We start from the raw sequence: 18,841 nt of genomic DNA on the forward strand, positions 1-18,841 counted from the left end.
TTATTAAATAAAAATAATTGTCTTATTTTTTGAATATTCATGTTATAATGGCATATTAAATAGGGATTTAAAACAAGAAAGGAATCTGTACATGAAACCGTTGCTTAAAGAAAACTCTCTCATCCAAGTGAAAGACATTTTGAAGGCTCACCAAAACGTAAAGGACGTTGTCATTCACACACCTTTGCAGAGGAATGACAGACTTTCTGAGAGATATGAATGCAATATCTATTTAAAACGCGAAGACTTGCAAGTTGTCAGATCTTTTAAGCTCAGAGGGGCTTATCATAAAATGAAACAGCTTTCCAGCGAGCAGACAGAGAACGGAGTTGTGTGTGCAAGTGCCGGAAACCACGCTCAAGGTGTGGCATTTTCGTGTAAACATCTTGGCATTCACGGGAAAATTTTTATGCCGTCTACTACACCGAGACAAAAAGTATCTCAAGTTGAACTATTCGGAAAAGGATTTATCGATATTATTTTGACAGGCGATACGTTTGACGACGCGTATAAAAGCGCTGCTGAATGCTGTGAGGCGGAATCTCGGACGTTTATCCATCCGTTCGATGATCCGGATGTGATGGCCGGACAGGGAACGCTCGCAGTCGAGATTTTAAACGACATTGATACAGAACCGCATTTTCTTTTTGCAAGTGTCGGAGGCGGCGGCCTTCTCTCTGGGGTAGGTACATATTTGAAAAACGTGTCTCCTGATACAAAGGTAATTGCTGTTGAGCCGGCGGGAGCGGCATCCTACTTTGAATCAAACAAAGCTGGGCATGTCGTCACACTTGATAAAATTGACAAGTTTGTAGATGGTGCGGCTGTTAAAAAAATTGGCGAGGAAACCTTCCGGACGCTGGAAACTGTCGTTGATGACATTCTCCTTGTGCCTGAAGGAAAAGTATGTACATCCATTCTTGAATTATATAACGAATGTGCGGTTGTTGCTGAACCGGCTGGAGCTCTTTCTGTCGCAGCGCTTGATTTGTACAAGGATGAAATTAAAGGGAAAAACGTGGTGTGTGTGGTAAGCGGGGGCAATAACGATATCGGAAGAATGCAGGAAATGAAGGAGCGTTCCTTGATTTTTGAAGGTCTTCAGCATTATTTTATCGTCAACTTTCCGCAAAGAGCGGGGGCGCTCCGCGAATTTCTTGACGAAGTCCTCGGGCCGAATGATGACATTACAAGATTTGAATATACGAAGAAAAATAATAAAAGCAATGGACCTGCTCTTGTCGGCATCGAGCTGCAGAACAAAGCCGATTATGGGCCGCTGATTGAACGGATGAACAAAAAACCGTTTCATTATGTAGAGGTGAACAAGGATGAGGACTTGTTCCATTTGCTGATCTAATTTTTTTACACAACCGCGCAAAATGACAGACAGCCCGGCTGGCATCATATATAATAGAAGAAAAACAAAAAAGAGGATTGATAGCTTGTTACTCAAAAGCCTAGAGTTCAAACGCGGTGACGGGATTCAGGTGAAAGTGACAGAAATACCTGTATTAAAGGAAGATGAGCACTATTTCTTTATGTTACATCACCATTTGCAATTCTACTTAAAAGAAGTGTTTTCATCAAACAGCAGGGCAAAAGTGTATTCTTTCCGACATTATATGAAGCGCCGGATGAAGTGGGCAGATTATCAGGCTGTATTTCATCAAGAGGTGTTAAAGCACAACGCGTAACATGCCGTTTTTTACCTGCATGCCCTCCTTTGTAATCGTTAATGGGAGGCATGCAGGATTTTTTTTGCTCAGTATCGAATACAAACATGGGACAGTAAGGACGGTTTTAGAAAGCGTTTTTATGATGGCTGGAAAGGGTGGATGTCATGAAGGTTATCAACGGGTTAACGGCTGGGCTGATTTTTCTGTTTTTGTGTGCATGCGGAGGACAGCAGATTAAAGATCCGCTCAATTACGAGGTGGAGCCTTTTACATTTCAAAACCAAGACGGCAAGAACGTTTCTTTAGAGAGTTTAAAAGGAGAAGTATGGCTGGCGGATTTTATTTTTACCAATTGTGAAACTGTATGTCCGCCAATGACCGCTCATATGACCGATCTGCAAAAAAAACTGAAAGCCGAAAATATAGATGTCCGCATCATATCATTTAGTGTTGACCCAGAAAACGATAAGCCGAAACAGCTGAAGAAATTTGCCGCAAATTATCCATTATCTTTTGATAACTGGGATTTTCTCACGGGATACAGCCAGAGTGAGATTGAGGAGTTCGCACTTAAGAGCTTTAAAGCGATCGTAAAGAAGCCGGAGGGAGAGGACCAAGTGATTCATCAATCTTCTTTTTATTTGGTAGGTCCGGACGGTAAGGTGCTGAAAGATTACAATGGAGTGGAGAATACACCGTACGATGATATCATTTCCGATGTGAAGTCAGCCACTACACTCAAGTAAGCTAAGAGACTAGGCATTTGCAAATCTTCTAAAACATGATACACTTTCCACTAGTAGAATGGGAAGGAGCAACAAGATTGAAGCTGCGCATTTTTTCAATCATGGCCAGTTTGATTTTGCTTCTTACTGCGTGTACGAGCATACGTACATCATCTGAGGGAAAACAAAAAGCCCATGAAACGAAAACAAAAGAACACATTGTCATAGCGGCTGTCGGAGATTCGCTGACAGAAGGAGTCGGAGATCCCGACGGAAAGGGATATGTCGGCAAGGTGGCGGATTCTATCCGGTCAGATAAACAAGTCAAAACGGTCGACGTGAAAAATTATGCTGTAAAAGGGAACCGTTCGGATGATTTATTAGAAAAACTAAAAGATAAAAAGGTTCAAAAAGGCATAAAGGACGCAGATTATGTCTTTTTTACAATTGGCGGTAATGATTTGATGAAAATCCTTCGCCAAAACTTTCTGCAATTAACCGTTGAACCGTTTCAGGAAGCGGAAAAACCGTACGAAAAGCGCTTTGAAAAAATCATTTCTGAAATTCGCGAGCTGAATGATCACGCTGAGCTGATTTATGTCAGCATGTACAATCCGTTTACGTTTACATTATCAGAACTAAATGAAATAAATGGTGTCGTCACGGATTGGAACCATATTGCTGAAAAAGAGCTGAAAAAAGATAAACATGCAAAAATCGTCCATATCGAAGATTTGTTCAATCAAAAAAGTGACAGCAGCCGAATTTCTGAGGAAGATGATTTTCATCCTAATGGTACGGGTTATTCTCTTATCGCAAAGCGCGTCTATCAAGCCATTAAAAAAGAAGGATTACCGAAAGAGTAGGGTGGCAGCATGAATAAGTGGAAGCGACTGTTTTTTATATTGCTTGCAATCAATTTTATCCTCGCCGCCGGGTTTGTGGCACTTGTTTTGCTCCCGGGGGAACAGGCTCAGGTGAAGGATTCATCTGAGAGCGAGTATGGATTTCAAGTGACAAGCACAAAAGAATCATTAGCTGCGTTTGTTAACTCATATTTAAACGACAAAGCATCAAACAAGCTTGATTATAAAGTAGAGATTGATGATGATGTTCATGTCGCAGGGAAAATCAAGGCATTTTCCACGTCTATTGATGCGTTTATCGCTTTTGAGCCGACCGTGAAAAAAAACGGTGATGTAGAGCTGAATGTCACGAAATTTTCGTTAGGGAAATTGAGTATACCAATTAGCTTTGTGTTAAATTATATGGACAGCTTTTATGAATTGCCGTCATTTGTCCATGTTCACCCCGGGGATAAAAGCATTGAAGTGCGTTTGTCAGAAATGCCTTTAACGAATGGAATGTATGTCAAAGCGGATAAGATAAATTTAGAAAAAGATGAAATTGAGTTTTCCTATTACCATCCTAAACAATAGAGGTGACTGAAAATGAAACGGATTTACCAGTATTTCAGTTTATTATCCTTTACATTTTCCCTGTATTTCGGCTGGCTTGCTTATCATCATCTGGCTGCTGAAGACATGGATCAAATGTATTTGAATGTTTCCTATTGTGCCTTGTTCCTAAGTGTGATGGTGTTTACATTCGGTATGCGAGACCGAAAAAAAACCGATAAGTCATGAAAAAAGAGACATGAAACAACGTCTCTTTTTTCGTGCGGTCCAAAGAAAATTTGAGAACACAAGGAGAAAAGATGAAAGCATACGATTTTACACAGGGGAATGTGCTGAAACAGCTTGTACTGTTTTCAATGCCTATTATGCTCGGAAACGCATTGCAGGTTTCCTTTCAATTTATAGACAGCTTGTGGATCGGCAATTTACTGGGGGCAAAGGCCCTTGGGGCAGCCGCGGTATCAAGCACGATTGTTTTGACCGTGCTGTCTTTTATTTTGGGCCTTAACAATGCGACGTTAACCATTTTATCTCAGCAAAAAGGAAAAGATGATATAAAAGGAATGGCGTCGTATATTAACGCTTTTGTTGTTTTATTAACAGGCCTAAGCATCGGATTCGGCGCGGCCGGTTTTTTTCTCTCAGAGCTTTTGCTGCGTCTTCTAAAAACACCGGAGTCAATGATACCGTTTGCTGAGACGTATTTACAGATTCAATTTATCGGCATTTTATTTTTGTTTGGTTATAACTTTATCAGTACTGTGCTTCGTGCGCTGGGCGACAGCAAGACACCTCTCCGGTTTATTGCGTTTGCTGTTGTACTGAATACAGTGCTTGCGCCGCTCTTTATTTCTGTGTTCCACATGGGAATAGCGGGAGCGGCTTATTCAACGATTTTGTCACAGGGCATTGCGTTTTTGTATGGGTTGTTTTATGTCATCAAACACAAGCTTGTGCCATTCTCGATTCCGAGAATGCCCAAGTGGGAAGAGTCCGCGCTGATTTTGAAACTCGGGATTCCGGCAGGTCTGCAGATGATGGTGATTACAGGCGGTATGATGGCGATTATGAGTGTTGTTAACTCATACGGGGATCACGTGGTATCAGGATTTGGCGCGGTGCAGCGGCTTGATAGCATCATCACGCTTCCAGCAATGGCTGCCGGTACGGCCGTCAATAGTATGGCAGGGCAAAATATTGGAATCGGAAACGAAAAAAGAGTGGGAACAATTGCAAGGCTAGGTGTGATAGCTGTTATTTCCTGCATGCTGGTGATTGCGGTTATGATTTGGGTATTTGGTAAATATCTCATAAGGTTATTTATCAGTGAGCCTGATGCGGTCGCATTTGGTGAACAATATTTGAAGTGGATCGCGTTTTTCTACCCTTTTATTGGGATTAATTTTGTGCTGAACGGAATCGTCAGGGCCGCGGGAGCGATGCTGCAGGTTCTGGTATTAAACTTGATCTCGTTTTGGGTGTTGAGATATCCTTTCACAGCTCTATTTTCAGCTTGGCTTGGACAAAAAGGAATCGGGCTTGGAATCGGAATGAGTTTTTTATTTAGCAGCTGCGCGGCATTTTTGTATTATAGATATGGCCGCTGGAAAGCAATGAAGCTGTTTACTGAAAAATAAGTGAAGCACTGCGAAAAGCACATACCTATATATCGGTATGTGCTTTTTTTCACCGTTTTTTATCAAGTTTGCTGAAGAGCTCGATTAACGTGGCAAGTTCAGCATCAGTGTAGCAGTCAAAGCGTTTAAAGAAATATTCCGTTTTTTTCTCGTTAAAGTGCTGAAGGACTTTTTCGCCTGCTTCAGTGATATGAATGCGGATGATGCGTCTGTCTTCCTTCGATCTGATTCTCGTAATCCATTCCTTTTCTACCAGCGCATCGGTCACAGCCGTAATGTGGCTTGCCGATACCTCTAAAATAGGCGCAAATTCAGTGACTTTTTTAGGCCCTTGTTCACTGAGGATCCGAAGAATAGTGAATTCATTCCGCGACAGCTCTTTATCTAAAATTTCATTGATTTCATTGCGTATTTGTTTAAAGACTTTACGGAGTAAAGTTTCCATATCGTACATCATCTGTGTTCTTACTTTCAAATTTGTGAACCTCCATTACATAAGCATATTGCTTAAAACCTATAGATTTTATTGAAAAGCAGAATCATTTTCATTCTATTTTTACATGCTATAATATAATAATACCACGTATTAACAAAGGAGGCACCAGTATGTCTGAAAAAAAAGAAATCGCCACATTTGCAGGAGGCTGTTTTTGGTGTATGGTTAAACCTTTTGACGAACAGCCGGGAATTGAAAAAGTGGTGTCCGGGTATACAGGCGGCCATACTGAAAACCCTACGTACGAAGAGGTGTGCAGTGAAACGACGGGACATCGTGAAGCCGTTCAAATCACATTTAATCCTGATGTATTCCCTTATGAAAAACTGCTTGAATTATTTTGGCAGCAAATCGATCCGACAGATGCCGGGGGGCAGTTTGCTGATCGCGGCAGTTCCTATCGCGCAGCCATTTTTTATCATAATGATAAACAAAAGGAGCTTGCGGAAGCTTCCAAGCAACGTCTGGCGGAAAGCGGCATCTTTAAAGATCCGATTGTAACGGACATTTTAAAAGCTGAACCTTTCTATGAAGCGGAAGGCTACCATCAGCATTTTTATAAAAAGAATCCAGCACATTATCAGCGCTACCGGACAGGTTCCGGACGCGCGGGGTTTATCAGCGAGCATTGGGGGGCTAAATAAATGGCGTACAATAAAGAAGAAAAAATAAAGTCATTAAATCGCATGCAATATGAAGTAACGCAAAATAACGGCACGGAGCCGCCATTTCAAAATGAATATTGGGATCATAAGGAAGAAGGGTTGTATGTAGACATTGTGTCAGGCAAGCCATTGTTTACATCCAAGGATAAATTTGATTCCCACTGCGGCTGGCCAAGCTTTACAAAGCCGATTGAAGAAGAAGAAGTGGAAGAAAAACTGGACACGAGCCACGGCATGATTCGCACAGAAGTAAGAAGCCGAACTGCTGATTCTCATCTTGGCCACGTATTTAATGACGGACCTGGTCCAAACGGACTTCGTTACTGCATAAATTCAGCAGCGCTGCGGTTTGTTCCGAAGCATAAGCTAAAAGAAGAAGGATACGAAAGCTATCTGCATCTCTTTAATAAATAAACTGTTAAAAACAGGCCTGCCTAATGGATAGACAGGCTTGTTTTTATGCCTTTTTCTCTTGATGCAATTCTTCAATAATCTGTGCAATTCTTTCTTTCGTAATGAGCGGGGCTTGATCTGATTGATACCCAGGCAGATTGACTTTGCGAAAGTCAGGATGTTTTTCCGGCTCTGGAAGGATCGCATAAAGGTTGCCCCATTCATACAGTGATTCAATTTCATGTGGAGATGTTAATTCTTCGTGAAGCTTTTCACCTGGACGCTTGCCCACTTCTACTGCAGCCGGCCGCGGGAGCCCATGCTGCGATGCATATTCTTCAAACCCATGAATCAGTTCTTCAAGTTTCAGTGATTCCATTTTGAAAATAAAGGTTTCTCCGCCTTTTGTAATAGCAGCCGATTGTAATGTCAATGTAGCTGCATCGTCTATTGACATGAAAAATCTGGTCATGTTTTTGTCTGTGATGGTCAGGGGTTCACCCTCCATCATCTGTTCAAATAATATGGGGATGACCGAACCTCTGGAACCGAGAACATTTCCAAAGCGGACCGAACAAAACAAGGTTCCTTTGTTTTGGACGTGGCGGTTTGCTTGATGAAACAGCTTTTCAGATAACAGCTTGGTGGCACCCATTGTGTTCACAGGAGATACAGCTTTATCTGTACTGATATTAATGACATGCTGCACTCGGTGTGAAAGGGCAGCTTCCACCACATTTTGTCCGCCGATGAGATTGGTCTGGATCGCTTCAAATGGATGGTCCTCACATGTCGGAACCTGTTTCAGCGCAGCCGCGTGAAAGACGATATCGACGCCTTTCATCACCTGATTCACCCTTCTGTGATCGCGTACATCTCCAAGTACAAATAATAGCCGCTTATCCTCCGCATACTTTTGGCTCATGACATACTGTTTACTGTCGTCTTTGCTGAATACAATCACCTGTTTAGGTGTAAGCATCAAAAGGCGTTTGACAATTTGACTCCCGATTGAACCCGTTCCGCCAGTGACTAAAACTGTTTTGTTATGGAAAAATGGTTTTAGTTCTGCTGTTTGCTGTTTAGGCATGGCTTATCCTCCAACTCTCGTTTCTCTACCATGCATCATATGTTCAACTTTGTAATCGAATTAATGAAAGCAACCAATAAAACAAAATTTAGGGGAATGATCATGTCACAAAGTGTTCTTTTTTAATAGAAAATGGAAAAACGGACGTAACTAGGGAAAAACACAACTAAATAAACAATGTACTAAATATTCAACATATTTTTATTTCGCTCCGCAAAAGGAAATCTGGCAAAGTCATCTCACGTACCTCTTTGGGGAATAAGTTGTTTATGAGTCAGAAACCCTATAAAAAAAGGTTCATTTTCCTCACGGTAATCACCTGTATATATTTTACAATAGTAGTGTTAGTAATAAAAGAGGAGGGTACCAAATGAAGGTTTCAAAAACAATGCTGCTAAGCACTGCCGCGGGTTTATTGCTTAGCCTGACAGCAACCTCGGTGTCGGCTCATTATGTGAATGAGGAACATCATTTCAAAGTGACTGCACACACGGAGACAGATCCGGTCGCATCTGGGGATGACGCAGCAGATGACCCGGCCATTTGGGTTCATGAAAAACACCCGGAAAAAAGCAAGTTGATTACAACAAATAAGAAGTCAGGGCTCGTTGTGTATGATTTAGACGGAAAACAGCTTCATTCTTATGAGTTTGGCAAGCTCAATAATGTCGATCTGCGCTATGATTTTCCATTGAACGGCGAAAAAATTGATATTGCTGCCGCATCCAACCGGTCCGAAGGAAAAAATACAATTGAAGTATATGCAATAGACGGGGATAAAGGAAAATTGAAAAGCATTACAGATCCGAACCATCCTATCTCCACCAATATTTCTGAGGTTTATGGATTCAGCTTGTATCACAGCCAGAAAACAGGAGCATTTTACGCATTAGTGACAGGCAAACAAGGGGAATTTGAGCAGTATGAAATTGTTGATGGTGGAAAGGGTTATGTAACAGGGAAAAAGGTGCGTGAATTTAAGTTGAATTCTCAGACCGAAGGCCTTGTTGCGGATGATGAGTATGGGAACCTATACATAGCAGAGGAAGATGAAGCCATCTGGAAATTTAACGCTGAGCCCGGCGGAGGGTCAAAGGGGCAGGTTGTTGACCGTGCGACAGGAGATCATTTGACAGCTGATATTGAAGGACTGACAATCTATTATGCACCAAATGGCAAAGGATATCTCATGGCTTCAAGTCAAGGAAATAACAGCTATGCAATGTATGAACGGCAGGGGAAAAATCGCTATGTAGCCAACTTTGAGATTACAGATGGCGAGAAAATAGACGGTACTAGTGACACGGATGGTATTGATGTTCTCGGTTTCGGACTTGGCCCAAAATATCCATACGGGATTTTTGTGGCGCAGGATGGCGAAAATATCGATAACGGACAAGCCGTCAATCAAAATTTCAAAATTGTATCGTGGGAACAAATTGCACAGCATCTCGGCGAAATGCCTGATCTTCATAAACAGGTAAATCCGAGGAAGCTGAAAGACCGTTCTGACGGCTAGAATAGAAAGCAGCTTGTGCAGCTGCTTTTTTCTATGAATAAAAAAATCGTTCATAGCAATGAACGATTTTTCATGAGAGCGCCAGATGAATCGCTTTTAGTTTTGCAGGAAGCTCATCAAACGTAAATGCGGGTACGATCTCTTTATAATTGGCTGCTGCAGCTTTTTGCCGTTCTTCAGGGTGGTTGATATAGAAAGCGGCTTTTTCCTTAAAGTCGTTCATGCCGTGATAAGAAATAAAGGATGAAAAAGGATGCGCCGCGGGTAAATCTGTTAATTGAAATGCTTCGCATGCAGCGATATCAAACGTTCGGTTATTAAAACTGGCATTTTTGATGCGCATAGTATTTTGGTTGAAAGCAAAATGATAGGGACGATGCGCATTAATTACGATGTCTGCCCCATTATAATAATGAACGGCCTGTTCGGGTGGAACCCATGTGCTGACGACATCAATATGCGGCTGTTTGAGCACTTTTTTAGGCAGATATTTTCCCCATTCCTTGCCGATTACCCGAACCGTGAATGGCAGATGGACCGCTTCTTTCATAAGCTGAACCCGATTAGGGTAAGGATAGCCGATGATTAACAGATTTGAATGATAGGAATGTTCGGTGTCCATTTTTTTAAACAGCCGATGGTTAACTGGTATCGGAACATAATAGACGTTCTGGTAGCCGAGCTCTTGATAGTAGAGAGCTGCATTTTGTTCTATCGTTAATATGGCGTCAGCAAGCTTAATTACCTGAAGGCTGATATCCGTATAAAATGGGTCTTCGGTCAGCCAAACATACACGGGGATATCCTTACCCTTTAACCAGGTCAGCCAGTCGTGAGGAACGCGGTCTCCAACCATCATAAGTGTGAAATCCGGCTGAAACGCTTCGATCTTCATCAAAGATTCTGCTTCAGGTTTATCTGCAATCATATACTCTGTATGAGTGTTCTGAAAACATTCTTCAGCCCAGCGATCAAAATAACTGTATATTCCTCCGTATCCCGACTGGATATACAAGACTTTCATCGGATGTTATGAAAAGAACGTAACGCTTTCTACTTTGTCTACATCAATTAATGTTGTAGCTTGGCCTGCCGGAGTGACGGAGCTTTCCTGTGTTACAAATACGATCCCGTGAACCTGATCGAAAGCAACGAAAACAACCGGTCCGATCATGTCACCTGAATCAGTCACAATGCTGATTGTAGTGCCTGGTGTAATTCTGGCAAAAATCCATCTTGCCGGAAGAGAAGGGTCTAAAATAGATTCTGCCGTAACCGTTTCACTTTCATCTACTTTTTGATCGATGGCAGCATCAAGCAAGGCTTTAAGATTACTATCCATATTTTCTCCTCCTTCTGTTGCAGTTGGAAATAAAGGGCTTAAAACGGCTTTAATTAAATCCTTTTTTAACTGTGCATTTTCAGAGCTCATTACACACACCTCCTATTCGATAGTGAACTCACGTTAATCATATTCTTCCGGCTGTTATTTGGTATGAGTCGAACGCCGTACCTGATCTAATTTTCATCTATTTAAGGAAAATGCTGATTTTTTAATGGAGTGGACATAGCCTATACCATAAATCGGAGTCGCACATATTGTGAAACAGAGATAAGGATAAGGGAGAGGGATGATTTGGATTTAGAGAAACAAGTGGATCGAGAAGAAAATCAAGATGAACTGCATTTTATTTTGCTTTTGCTGATTCTGCTGATACGTCAATCGTCTTCTGAAGGAAATCCATCTGACCTCAGACGCCAGCTTGTTTTTGCAAAAGAGCTGGGCGTACCGGTTTCAAAAGTCAATTTGATTAACGGAGATACACTTCAAAATGTCATCGTAAAAGAAGTTCTGACTGATTTGGTTATTTTCCAAAACCCGTTAAATAACACGAGATCTCATGTTTCACTCTCAAGTGTTGTAAGCTGGGGTGCTTTTTAAATGATGACAGAGGCTCCGCTTGCTGCGGAGCCGTTTTTATGTTTGACGGAGGGAGGCGGTATAGATGGGAGAGAAAGTGTCTATTATTTTAACAAGTTACAACAAACCCGATTATTTGCAAAAAGCGATCGAAAGCGTGATACAGCAAACGCATGATCTTTGGGAGCTTTTTATCATGGATGATCATTCGAATGCAGAAACAACTGCGGTGATTCACAAGTATCTCCACGACCGGCGCATTCAATATCATAACAGTTTCGTGCATCCTGCAGATCGATTAAAAACAGCTCGTTATGCCACATTAATTAACAGTGCGCTCCCATTTGCAGACGGCGATTACATTTCCTATCTTACTGACGACACTGTTTATCATCCTGAGCGGCTGAGCCGTATGATGCAAGAGTTTTCACATAAGCCTGAAGCGCAGGCGGTCTATTCAAAACAAAAAGTTGTACATGTAAACGAAAGGGGAGAGGAAATCTCACATTTCTACAGAAATGCCAATGCAGTGCTTGATCAGGCCGCTTTTCAAGTTGATCATTGCTCCGTTATGCATCGCCGTTCGTTACTTAATCTCATCCACCATAAATTTGGAGGCTACTGGGATGATGATATGAAGCATTGGAATCATGGCGACGCAATTTTTTGGGCGAGACTCAACAACTTTACCCCATTTCTGCCGATAAATGAAGTATTAGACACAACCTATAAAACCCCAGATTCATTTCAAAATGCATATCGGTTTCTGCCCGCCGATTTGATTGACGGCTCTTTTGTAAAAGGTTCAGATCAAAATGTGTATTTTTTTGATCAGGGTGTAAGGCATCCTGTTGGAGAAAAGTGGGGTTTTTTGTATCTAAATCGGACTGTCGCTGTTCCAGACCCATATTTATTCCAATATAGGATTGGCAAAATTTTAAACATTCCGAATTATATTTTAGTAAAGGAAGCTGACCATCCTGCAATATTTTATATCGAAGCTGGAAAAAAAAGGCGAATTGTGGACCAGTATGCGTTTCAATTTTATCAATTTCAAAGAAAAGACATAGTGACAATTGGAAAAGAAGAGATGGAGACGCTTCCGGAAGGGCCGCCGATTACGTGGAAACGATCTGAATTGATCAAAAATCCGCCTGGCCGACGTCTGTTTTTCATCGAACGCGAGCCGTTTTTGTTTCTAAACGGCGTCTTTCACCCGATTAGTGAACAAGTAACAAGGAAGTTTTTTTTACATCAGAAGCCAATCTCCGCTTCTTTCCGAAATATTCAGCAATTTCCAATTGGAAAGCCGTTTTATCCGGTGTACGATGAGATTATAAAGAAATTGAATATTGCAACAGAGTAAAGGTATAGGTCATAAAAAGGAGACGTTCATGACAGGACATTATTCAAAAACGGAACATCAATATATATTGTTAACGTCTGAATCGGCATCGTTTGATCATTACAGCGTATACAGAGATCCGCAGCTTCCGCAAATTTTTTCTCATAACTTTGTTCAGCTCCATGATACGTTTCCATTGGAGCGGTTACTTAACTTTTTACCCTCCGTACCAAAGCTGCTTGATGCGAATTATCTCCATTTAAAAGCGTCGCCGCAGCATGTTTTTCCGCTCGGTTTGAAGCAGTCGCTTGTAAAAAGCGGTTTTGTCGTCGAGGATGAGCTACTATATGACATGAAGCTTAGTGACTGGAAGGGGCAGATGGGACATCCTTTAACCGCATGGGGGACGGCAAAAAGTCTTTGCGACGGATCTTCTATTATGAAAATTTACGATTCCATTTATATTGGAGAAGCAATCGCTGAACAAAAATTAAAAAGAAAATATCCTTTCTATGAAGCAGGTATAATCATTCTTGTTGTTTGTTACAGCGACCAGGCACAGAAAGTTCCCATTGGGTGCGGCGAGCTGTTTATCGATCATCAAGAGAAAACGGCTAAAATCGAAGAAGTGGCAATTTTAGATCAGTTTCAAAGGAAGGGCTACGGCAGTATCTTAGTGAAAGAAATGCTGTCCATCGCCAAATCACTAGGAATGGAAGCAGCCTACTTAGTGGCTGCAAGCACTGACGGTGCAACTCAGTTTTACGAAAAGCTGACGTTTAAAAAATATGAGCGGGTGCATACTGTATTTCATTATTTCCTTACATGAAATAGGCGTTTGCACAAACCATTTGGGACTTGGCCCGCATAAAATGCCGTATATCGTGATAAGAAAGGATGAAAACAGCATGTATGGATACTCTGGGTACGGTTACGGATTTGGCTGCGGGACAAATACATTTGTGTTAATTGTTGTCTTGTTCATTTTATTAATTATTGTTGGAGCCGCTTTTATTTGCTAGATGCTGAAATTTCAAAAGAGCCTTCCCTATTAGGAAGGCTCTTTTTATGTGAAAAAGTTTTTGCGGGGAACGTCATGCCGCCATTTGGACACTCATACAATATGGTAAAAGGGGTTTTGAGGTGGGAGCATGAGCAGTTATTTGATTAAGCCAGAGCTTAGCTCGGCCTATCCGGTTGTCAGTTATGCGAAGGGTTCATATGTTTATGATCAGACCGGAAAAAAATATCTCGACGGCTCGTCAGGTGCGGTGACATGTAATATCGGCCACGGAGTTCGTGATGTGACTGAGAAGCTGAAAGAACAGCTTGATCAGGTGTCTTTTGCTTACCGCTCACAGTTTACGAGTGAGCCCGCCGAGCAATTAGCCGCTCTCTTGGCACAGGAGCTGCCCGGAGATGTGAATTGGTCTTTTTTTGTCAACAGCGGGTCAGAAGCGATAGAAACAGCTATGAAAATCGCCATTCAGTATTGGCAGGAAAAAAAGCAAACACAAAAATCCATCTTTTTGTCTCGATGGAGCAGTTACCACGGAATAACTTTGGGAGCGCTTTCATTGTCTGGTTTTTATGAAAGGAGATACCGGTTCACCCATCTCATTGAGCGGTATCCAGCTATCTCAGCTCCACATATTTATCGGCTGAATTATGAGACGGAAGAAGACTTTGTTCAGACTGCAGCTGATGAACTGGACACTATGATCAAAAGAATCGGAAGCCAATTCATCGCCGGCTTTGTGGCTGAGCCTATTATTGGTGCTGCAGGAGCAGCGATTACTCCGCCTCCGGGATATTATGAGAGATTAAGTGAGGTATGCCGCACACACGATGTGCTTTTTATTGCAGATGAAGTGATGACGGGGCTTGGGAGAACAGGAAGGATGCTCGCGACAGAGCATTGGGACACCGTACCTGATATTGCTGTACTGGGGAAGGGACTCGGTGCGGGGTATGCACCTATTGCCGCTGCCGTCGTATCTGATTCTATTATTGAAACGATAAAACAAGGGTCAGGTGTGATTATGAGCGGTCACACATATAGTGCACATCCCTATTCAGCCAAAGCTGCTCTTGAAGTTTTGCGATATGTGTTAAAGCACGGCTTGATCAAACAATCAGAAAAAAAGGGCGCTGTGCTGAAGAAAAAGCTTGATGAGGCGGCATCTCAAAGCGGCATTATAGGTGATGTGCGCGGAAAAGGACTGCTATTAGGCATTGAATTTGTGGCAGACCAAAAAACGAAGAAAGTGTTTCCGCCAGAGCAGGCGGTAACCCAGCTTATTGTCAGCGAGGCGAAAAAACGCGGGCTGATTGTTTATCCTTCCAAAGCTGGAATAGACAGTGGAGAAGGAGATGCTGTCATTATTGCTCCTCCTTTTACCATTTCAGACGTTGAAATGGAAGAGCTTATCTCTATTTTTTCAGAAACAGTTGCAGCGGTCGAAAAAAACTTAAAAAAGGATTGACATTAAATGGCGCCATTTCAAAAAGCAATCAGCATTGACACAGCAATTGCAGATGTTCGGGATGGATCGGTTCTGATGTTTGGCGGTTTTGGGGGAGTCGGGTCGCCTCCTTCATTGATTGAAGCGATATTGGACAGCGGTATAACGGATTTAACTGTGATTTGCAATGACGCCGGTTTCCCGGATATAGGGATCGGCCCGCTTATTGTTAATCAACGGGTCAAAACCCTGATCGCCTCGCATATAGGTTCCAATCCTGTAGCCGGAAAACAGATGACAGAGGGGACGTTAGAGGTTCAATTTTCACCTCAGGGAACGCTTGCGGAACGGATTCGCGCTGGCGGAGCGGGACTTGGCGGTATTTTAACCGATGTGGGCATTGATAATCCAATGGTTTGCGAAAAAAAGGACATCGTAACAGTGGCGGGAAAACGATACTTGATTGAAGAGGCGCTGACGGCTGATTTTGCTTTTATCAATGCTTACATTGCAGATGAATTCGGCAATCTAACGTATGACAAAACCGCGCGCAATATGAATCCGCTTATGGCAATGGCCGCCAGGAGAACCTTTGCCGAAGCTGAGCGTATCGTTCCGATGGGGGAGATTTCTGAAGAAATGATTGTCACACCGGGGGTTTTTGTTAAGGGGGTTGTACGAAGCGAGGGAGTGAAGTGGAAATGGGCTTGGGAGTAGCAGAAAGAGAACAGATTGCAAAACGCGCTGCTACTGAAATTAAGCAGGGCATGATTGTGAATCTCGGTATCGGTATCCCATCCTTGGTACCGAACTTTTTGAAGCCTGACATGCAGGTCATGTTTCAAGCGGAAAACGGTGTCCTTGGCATTGGAGAAAGTCCCGAAAAGGGAGAAGAGGATGCGCATTTATGCAACGCCGCGGGATATCCTGTCCGCGCTGTAAAAGGGGCGTCTTATTTTGATACAACCATGTCTTTTGCAATGATCAGAAAAGGCAAAATTGACATTACGATTTTAGGCGCCCTGCAGGTGAGCCAATCAGGAGATTTGGCAAATTGGCTTGTTCCGGGAAAAAAGGTGCCTGGTATGGGCGGGGCGATGGAGCTTGCCCAAAAAGCGAAAAAAGTGGTTGTCGTCATGAGTCATACAGATCAAAAGGGAAGGCCTAAATTAACAGAAAGATGTACGCTGCCATTAACTGCTGCAGGCTGTGTAGATTTGATTATTACCGAAAAAGCGGTTCTTGAGGTCGATAGCCATCACTTCATTTTAAAAGAGCTGATGAATGGCTCGACAATCGATGAGGTGACGAGGCTGACAGAAGCTGAAATCAAAATAGATATGCCTTTTTCTTAAGAGGGGGAATGAGGATGCAAGACATTGAAAGAAAAGTAATCGAGTGGCTTGATCAGCATTCGGCCAAAGCCATTCGTCTTCTCAAAAGGCTCATTGGGGAAAAAAGCACATTGGGGTCAGAGTTTAACGCCCAAGCTGTTGTGCTTGAAAAGCTGCGGCAATTTCATATGGACATTGATGTATGGGAGCCAAGCATAAAGCAATTAAAACAGCATCCCTACTTTAAATCTAACCGATCCGATTTTCATGAGAGCCCGAATATCGTGGCTAAAAAAACGGGAGCCGGCGAAGGTAGGTCCCTGATTTTGAACGGCCATATCGATGTTGTGCCTGAAGGAAGCGTAAAGGATTGGAAGTATGAACCGTATCAAGCTGTCGAAGAAAACGGTAAAATATACGGCCGCGGTTCAACGGATATGAAGGGAGGCAATACAGCCCTTCTTTTTGCTTTAGAAGCCCTGCACGCCTGCGATGTCAAACTGAAGGGAGATGTATTGTTTCAGAGTGTTGTAGATGAAGAGTGCGGCGGCGCCGGTACACTGTCCGCCATCATGAGAGGCTATCGTGCTGACGGGGCACTGATTCCTGAACCGACGAATATGAAACTATTTATTAAGCAGCAGGGTTCGATGTGGTTTCGGATCACTGTGAAGGGATTATCCGCACATGGGGGCACACGCTATGAAGGGGTAAGCGCGATTGAAAAAAGCATGCACGTTATCACAGCGTTACAAGAGCTGGAGAAAGTCCGCAATGCGAGAATTTCAGATCCGCTGTATGACAATATCCCAATACCGGTACCGGTGAATATCGGCACCATCTCAGGCGGTGCCTGGCCATCTTCAGTTGCAGACCGTGTCGTCATAGAAGGGAGATGCGGAATTGCTCCCCATGAGAAAACAGAAGCTGTAAAACTTGAATTGGAAAACTGGCTGAAGGATTTAGAATACCATGACGAATGGTTTAAACGCCATCCCGTACAAGTCGAATGGTTTGGCGCTCAATGGCTGCCGAATGATTTACCTGATGATCATCCTTTAATTTCTGTGCTGCAATCAGCCTATCAAAAAATGAAACAGACAGAGCCGATTATTGAGGCTTCCCCGTGGGGAACGGATGGAGGGCTTTTGTACCATGCAGGAGATACACCAGTAATCGTTTTCGGGCCGGGGGAAACAAAAACGGCTCATCAGGCCAATGAATACATTGAGGTTGAAGCCATGATAGAATCTGCTAAAATTATTGCACTTTTTGTCATGGATTGGTGCGGGCTTCATACAGATGGGGAGGATGCGGATGCTCAAGTCAATAAAGAGTAGCGGTGTCACAGCAGTTTTGGACCATGACGGTTTTAATAAACGAATCAGAGTGGTCCGTTATGACGGAGCCATTGAGAAGGTTCTGCCGGATATCGTGGCAGCGGCAAAAGAAGAGAATGCAGAAAAAATCATCGTCTATGCGAAGCAGCATGATGAGCCAATGCTTGCCAAACAATTATTTGCGCCGGAGGGCTATCTAAAGGGCTATTATCTCGGCCATTCGGCTTGTGTCATGGTACGTTATCTGTCAGAAAGCCGAAGACAAACAGATTCTTATACAGAGGAACAGGAGATCATCGAAGCCATATATCGCACAGCGCCCCGTCTTCGCAACGACAGTAAACCCGTTTTTACGATGAGAAAAGCAGAAACAAACGACATGTACCAGCTATCGATGCTGTATAAAAAAGTATTTCGCACGTACCCAACCCCAGTATTTGACCCCGCTTATATTGAAAAGACGATGAATGCAAATACGGTGTATTATATCATGTTTGATCATGACCGCCTGATCAGCGCAGCAAGCGCAGAAATCAATCCAGAGCTTGGGCATGCAGAAATAACCGATTGCGCTGTGCTGCCGGAATATCGCGGCCATTCGTTAACAAGCTTTTTAATCGAGGCGTTAGAAAAAGAAATGGCTGGAAAGGATATCTTTCATGTGTTTTCTCTCGCCCGTGCTTCGTCTTTTGGGATGAATGCTGTGTTGTACCATTCAGGTTATCAGTATGGCGGAAGGCTGATCAATAATTGCTTTATAGCCGAAGGCCTTGAAAACATGAATATTTGGTGCAAGCAACTGTAAGTCAAAATA

24 protein-coding genes are annotated in these 18,841 nt (G+C 42.8%); 20 read left to right on the top strand and 4 right to left on the bottom strand.

Going from position 1 to position 18,841, the window contains the following annotated elements; genetic code table 11:
• Positions 1–91 precede the first annotated feature (91 nt).
• The 7 genes from ilvA (at position 92) to MKY10_RS10950 (ending at position 5,459) form a co-directional block, all read left to right on the top strand.
• A complete protein-coding gene (ilvA, locus tag MKY10_RS10920) occupies positions 92–1,360 on the top strand; it encodes a threonine ammonia-lyase IlvA (protein ID WP_014480067.1) in 1,269 nt (422 codons plus the stop codon).
• An 85-nt stretch (positions 1,361–1,445) separates the two neighbouring features.
• Positions 1,446–1,697 (top strand): DUF2535 family protein, encoded by a 252-nt coding sequence (locus tag MKY10_RS10925; RefSeq protein ID WP_004399020.1) that lies wholly within the window; start codon positions 1,446–1,448, stop codon positions 1,695–1,697.
• A 146-nt stretch (positions 1,698–1,843) separates the two neighbouring features.
• Positions 1,844–2,425, top strand: coding sequence for a cytochrome c oxidase assembly accessory protein ScuA (scuA, locus tag MKY10_RS10930; protein WP_015251866.1), 582 nt, complete (start codon positions 1,844–1,846; stop codon positions 2,423–2,425).
• Positions 2,426–2,502: 77 nt separating this feature from the next.
• On the top strand, positions 2,503–3,270 hold the full coding sequence (locus MKY10_RS10935) for an SGNH/GDSL hydrolase family protein (RefSeq protein WP_003245956.1): 768 nt from the start codon (positions 2,503–2,505) through the stop codon (positions 3,268–3,270).
• 9 nt (positions 3,271–3,279) lie between these two features.
• Positions 3,280–3,843 carry a YpmS family protein gene (locus tag MKY10_RS10940; protein ID WP_015251867.1) on the top strand — a complete coding sequence of 188 codons (564 nt, stop codon included), beginning with the start codon at positions 3,280–3,282 and terminating at the stop codon, positions 3,841–3,843.
• 12 nt (positions 3,844–3,855) lie between these two features.
• Entirely contained in the window at positions 3,856–4,050 is a 195-nt protein-coding gene (ypmT, locus tag MKY10_RS10945) for a protein YpmT (RefSeq protein WP_003230808.1), read from the top strand.
• A gap of 71 nt (positions 4,051–4,121) precedes the next feature.
• Positions 4,122–5,459: an MATE family efflux transporter gene (locus MKY10_RS10950; protein ID WP_015251868.1), complete on the top strand. Its 1,338-nt coding sequence runs from the start codon at positions 4,122–4,124 to the stop codon at positions 5,457–5,459.
• 49 nt (positions 5,460–5,508) lie between these two features.
• Here the strand turns inward: MKY10_RS10950 and MKY10_RS10955 are convergent, their stop codons facing one another.
• The gene (locus MKY10_RS10955) at positions 5,509–5,934 is read right to left on the bottom strand and encodes a MarR family transcriptional regulator (RefSeq protein ID WP_004398634.1); all 426 of its coding nucleotides are present in this window, start codon (positions 5,932–5,934) and stop codon (positions 5,509–5,511) included.
• Between the two features lie 131 nt (positions 5,935–6,065).
• Here MKY10_RS10955 and msrA point away from each other — a divergent pair, with 131 nt between their 5' ends.
• Together msrA and msrB are read left to right on the top strand one after the other, a co-directional pair.
• Positions 6,066–6,599, top strand: a complete 534-nt coding sequence (gene msrA / locus MKY10_RS10960; RefSeq protein WP_014477117.1) for a peptide-methionine (S)-S-oxide reductase MsrA — start codon at positions 6,066–6,068, stop codon at positions 6,597–6,599.
• On the top strand, positions 6,600–7,034 hold the full coding sequence (gene msrB / locus MKY10_RS10965; protein WP_014480061.1) for a peptide-methionine (R)-S-oxide reductase MsrB: 435 nt from the start codon (positions 6,600–6,602) through the stop codon (positions 7,032–7,034).
• Between the two features lie 43 nt (positions 7,035–7,077).
• Here the strand turns inward: msrB and MKY10_RS10970 are convergent, their stop codons facing one another.
• A complete protein-coding gene (locus MKY10_RS10970; RefSeq protein WP_003230816.1) occupies positions 7,078–8,103 on the bottom strand; it encodes a nucleoside-diphosphate sugar epimerase/dehydratase in 1,026 nt (341 codons plus the stop codon).
• Between the two features lie 370 nt (positions 8,104–8,473).
• Here MKY10_RS10970 and MKY10_RS10975 point away from each other — a divergent pair, with 370 nt between their 5' ends.
• Positions 8,474–9,622: a phytase gene (locus MKY10_RS10975; protein WP_015251871.1), complete on the top strand. Its 1,149-nt coding sequence runs from the start codon at positions 8,474–8,476 to the stop codon at positions 9,620–9,622.
• Positions 9,623–9,692: 70 nt separating this feature from the next.
• Here the strand turns inward: MKY10_RS10975 and cgeB are convergent, their stop codons facing one another.
• Together cgeB and cgeA are read right to left on the bottom strand one after the other, a co-directional pair.
• Positions 9,693–10,646, bottom strand: a complete 954-nt coding sequence (gene cgeB / locus MKY10_RS10980) for a spore maturation protein CgeB (RefSeq protein WP_046381120.1) — start codon at positions 10,644–10,646, stop codon at positions 9,693–9,695.
• A gap of 6 nt (positions 10,647–10,652) precedes the next feature.
• Positions 10,653–11,054 (bottom strand): spore crust protein CgeA, encoded by a 402-nt coding sequence (gene cgeA / locus MKY10_RS10985; RefSeq protein ID WP_003230824.1) that lies wholly within the window; start codon positions 11,052–11,054, stop codon positions 10,653–10,655.
• Between the two features lie 204 nt (positions 11,055–11,258).
• On the opposite strand from cgeA, the gene cgeC reads away from it, so the two are divergent.
• From cgeC to ablB, 10 genes are all read left to right on the top strand, one after another.
• A complete protein-coding gene (gene cgeC, locus MKY10_RS10990) occupies positions 11,259–11,564 on the top strand; it encodes a spore maturation protein CgeC (RefSeq protein ID WP_014477111.1) in 306 nt (101 codons plus the stop codon).
• Positions 11,565–11,628: 64 nt separating this feature from the next.
• A complete protein-coding gene (cgeD, locus tag MKY10_RS10995) occupies positions 11,629–12,909 on the top strand; it encodes a spore maturation glycosyltransferase CgeD (protein ID WP_014480057.1) in 1,281 nt (426 codons plus the stop codon).
• Between the two features lie 28 nt (positions 12,910–12,937).
• Complete coding sequence (gene cgeE / locus MKY10_RS11000) at positions 12,938–13,717, top strand: spore maturation N-acetyltransferase CgeE (protein WP_014480056.1); 780 nt, start codon at positions 12,938–12,940, stop codon at positions 13,715–13,717.
• A gap of 79 nt (positions 13,718–13,796) precedes the next feature.
• Positions 13,797–13,910, top strand: a complete 114-nt coding sequence (gene yoyG / locus MKY10_RS11005; protein ID WP_003218179.1) for a YhzE/YjcZ family sporulation protein YoyG — start codon at positions 13,797–13,799, stop codon at positions 13,908–13,910.
• Positions 13,904–14,059 carry a hypothetical protein gene (locus tag MKY10_RS11010; RefSeq protein WP_003230835.1) on the top strand — a complete coding sequence of 52 codons (156 nt, stop codon included), beginning with the start codon at positions 13,904–13,906 and terminating at the stop codon, positions 14,057–14,059. Before yoyG ends, MKY10_RS11010 begins: the two co-directional genes overlap by 7 nt.
• On the top strand, positions 14,040–15,374 hold the full coding sequence (locus MKY10_RS11015; protein ID WP_014480055.1) for an aspartate aminotransferase family protein: 1,335 nt from the start codon (positions 14,040–14,042) through the stop codon (positions 15,372–15,374). Before MKY10_RS11010 ends, MKY10_RS11015 begins: the two co-directional genes overlap by 20 nt.
• A gap of 6 nt (positions 15,375–15,380) precedes the next feature.
• Positions 15,381–16,070, top strand: a complete 690-nt coding sequence (locus MKY10_RS11020) for a CoA transferase subunit A (RefSeq protein ID WP_014480054.1) — start codon at positions 15,381–15,383, stop codon at positions 16,068–16,070.
• On the top strand, positions 16,055–16,708 hold the full coding sequence (locus tag MKY10_RS11025; RefSeq protein WP_004399417.1) for a 3-oxoacid CoA-transferase subunit B: 654 nt from the start codon (positions 16,055–16,057) through the stop codon (positions 16,706–16,708). Before MKY10_RS11020 ends, MKY10_RS11025 begins: the two co-directional genes overlap by 16 nt.
• Before the next feature lie 8 nt (positions 16,709–16,716).
• Entirely contained in the window at positions 16,717–18,027 is a 1,311-nt protein-coding gene (locus tag MKY10_RS11030) for a peptidase (RefSeq protein ID WP_072592546.1), read from the top strand.
• Entirely contained in the window at positions 18,005–18,832 is an 828-nt protein-coding gene (ablB, locus tag MKY10_RS11035; RefSeq protein WP_014480052.1) for a putative beta-lysine N-acetyltransferase, read from the top strand. The genes MKY10_RS11030 and ablB overlap by 23 nt, the downstream gene beginning before the upstream one ends.
• The last annotated feature ends 9 nt before the right edge of the window (positions 18,833–18,841 follow it).

The sequence above is a fragment of the Bacillus sp. FSL P4-0290 genome (assembly GCF_037975435.1).
GTDB lineage: Bacteria > Bacillota > Bacilli > Bacillales > Bacillaceae > Bacillus > Bacillus subtilis.

Coding starts and splice junctions, on each gene's coding strand:
- ilvA (WP_014480067.1), top strand. CDS start 92: ATGAAACCGTTGCTTAAAGAAAACTCTCTCATCCAAGTGAAAGACATT.
- scuA (WP_015251866.1), top strand. CDS start 1,844: ATGAAGGTTATCAACGGGTTAACGGCTGGGCTGATTTTTCTGTTTTTG.
- MKY10_RS10940 (WP_015251867.1), top strand. CDS start 3,280: ATGAATAAGTGGAAGCGACTGTTTTTTATATTGCTTGCAATCAATTTT.
- ypmT (WP_003230808.1), top strand. CDS start 3,856: ATGAAACGGATTTACCAGTATTTCAGTTTATTATCCTTTACATTTTCC.
- MKY10_RS10950 (WP_015251868.1), top strand. CDS start 4,122: ATGAAAGCATACGATTTTACACAGGGGAATGTGCTGAAACAGCTTGTA.
- msrA (WP_014477117.1), top strand. CDS start 6,066: ATGTCTGAAAAAAAAGAAATCGCCACATTTGCAGGAGGCTGTTTTTGG.
- msrB (WP_014480061.1), top strand. CDS start 6,600: ATGGCGTACAATAAAGAAGAAAAAATAAAGTCATTAAATCGCATGCAA.
- MKY10_RS10970 (WP_003230816.1), bottom strand. CDS start 8,103: ATGCCTAAACAGCAAACAGCAGAACTAAAACCATTTTTCCATAACAAA.
- MKY10_RS10975 (WP_015251871.1), top strand. CDS start 8,474: ATGAAGGTTTCAAAAACAATGCTGCTAAGCACTGCCGCGGGTTTATTG.
- cgeB (WP_046381120.1), bottom strand. CDS start 10,646: ATGAAAGTCTTGTATATCCAGTCGGGATACGGAGGAATATACAGTTAT.
- cgeA (WP_003230824.1), bottom strand. CDS start 11,054: ATGAGCTCTGAAAATGCACAGTTAAAAAAGGATTTAATTAAAGCCGTT.
- cgeD (WP_014480057.1), top strand. CDS start 11,629: ATGGGAGAGAAAGTGTCTATTATTTTAACAAGTTACAACAAACCCGAT.
- cgeE (WP_014480056.1), top strand. CDS start 12,938: ATGACAGGACATTATTCAAAAACGGAACATCAATATATATTGTTAACG.
- yoyG (WP_003218179.1), top strand. CDS start 13,797: ATGTATGGATACTCTGGGTACGGTTACGGATTTGGCTGCGGGACAAAT.
- MKY10_RS11015 (WP_014480055.1), top strand. CDS start 14,040: ATGAGCAGTTATTTGATTAAGCCAGAGCTTAGCTCGGCCTATCCGGTT.
- MKY10_RS11020 (WP_014480054.1), top strand. CDS start 15,381: ATGGCGCCATTTCAAAAAGCAATCAGCATTGACACAGCAATTGCAGAT.
- MKY10_RS11025 (WP_004399417.1), top strand. CDS start 16,055: ATGGGCTTGGGAGTAGCAGAAAGAGAACAGATTGCAAAACGCGCTGCT.
- MKY10_RS11030 (WP_072592546.1), top strand. CDS start 16,717: ATGAGGATGCAAGACATTGAAAGAAAAGTAATCGAGTGGCTTGATCAG.
- ablB (WP_014480052.1), top strand. CDS start 18,005: ATGCTCAAGTCAATAAAGAGTAGCGGTGTCACAGCAGTTTTGGACCAT.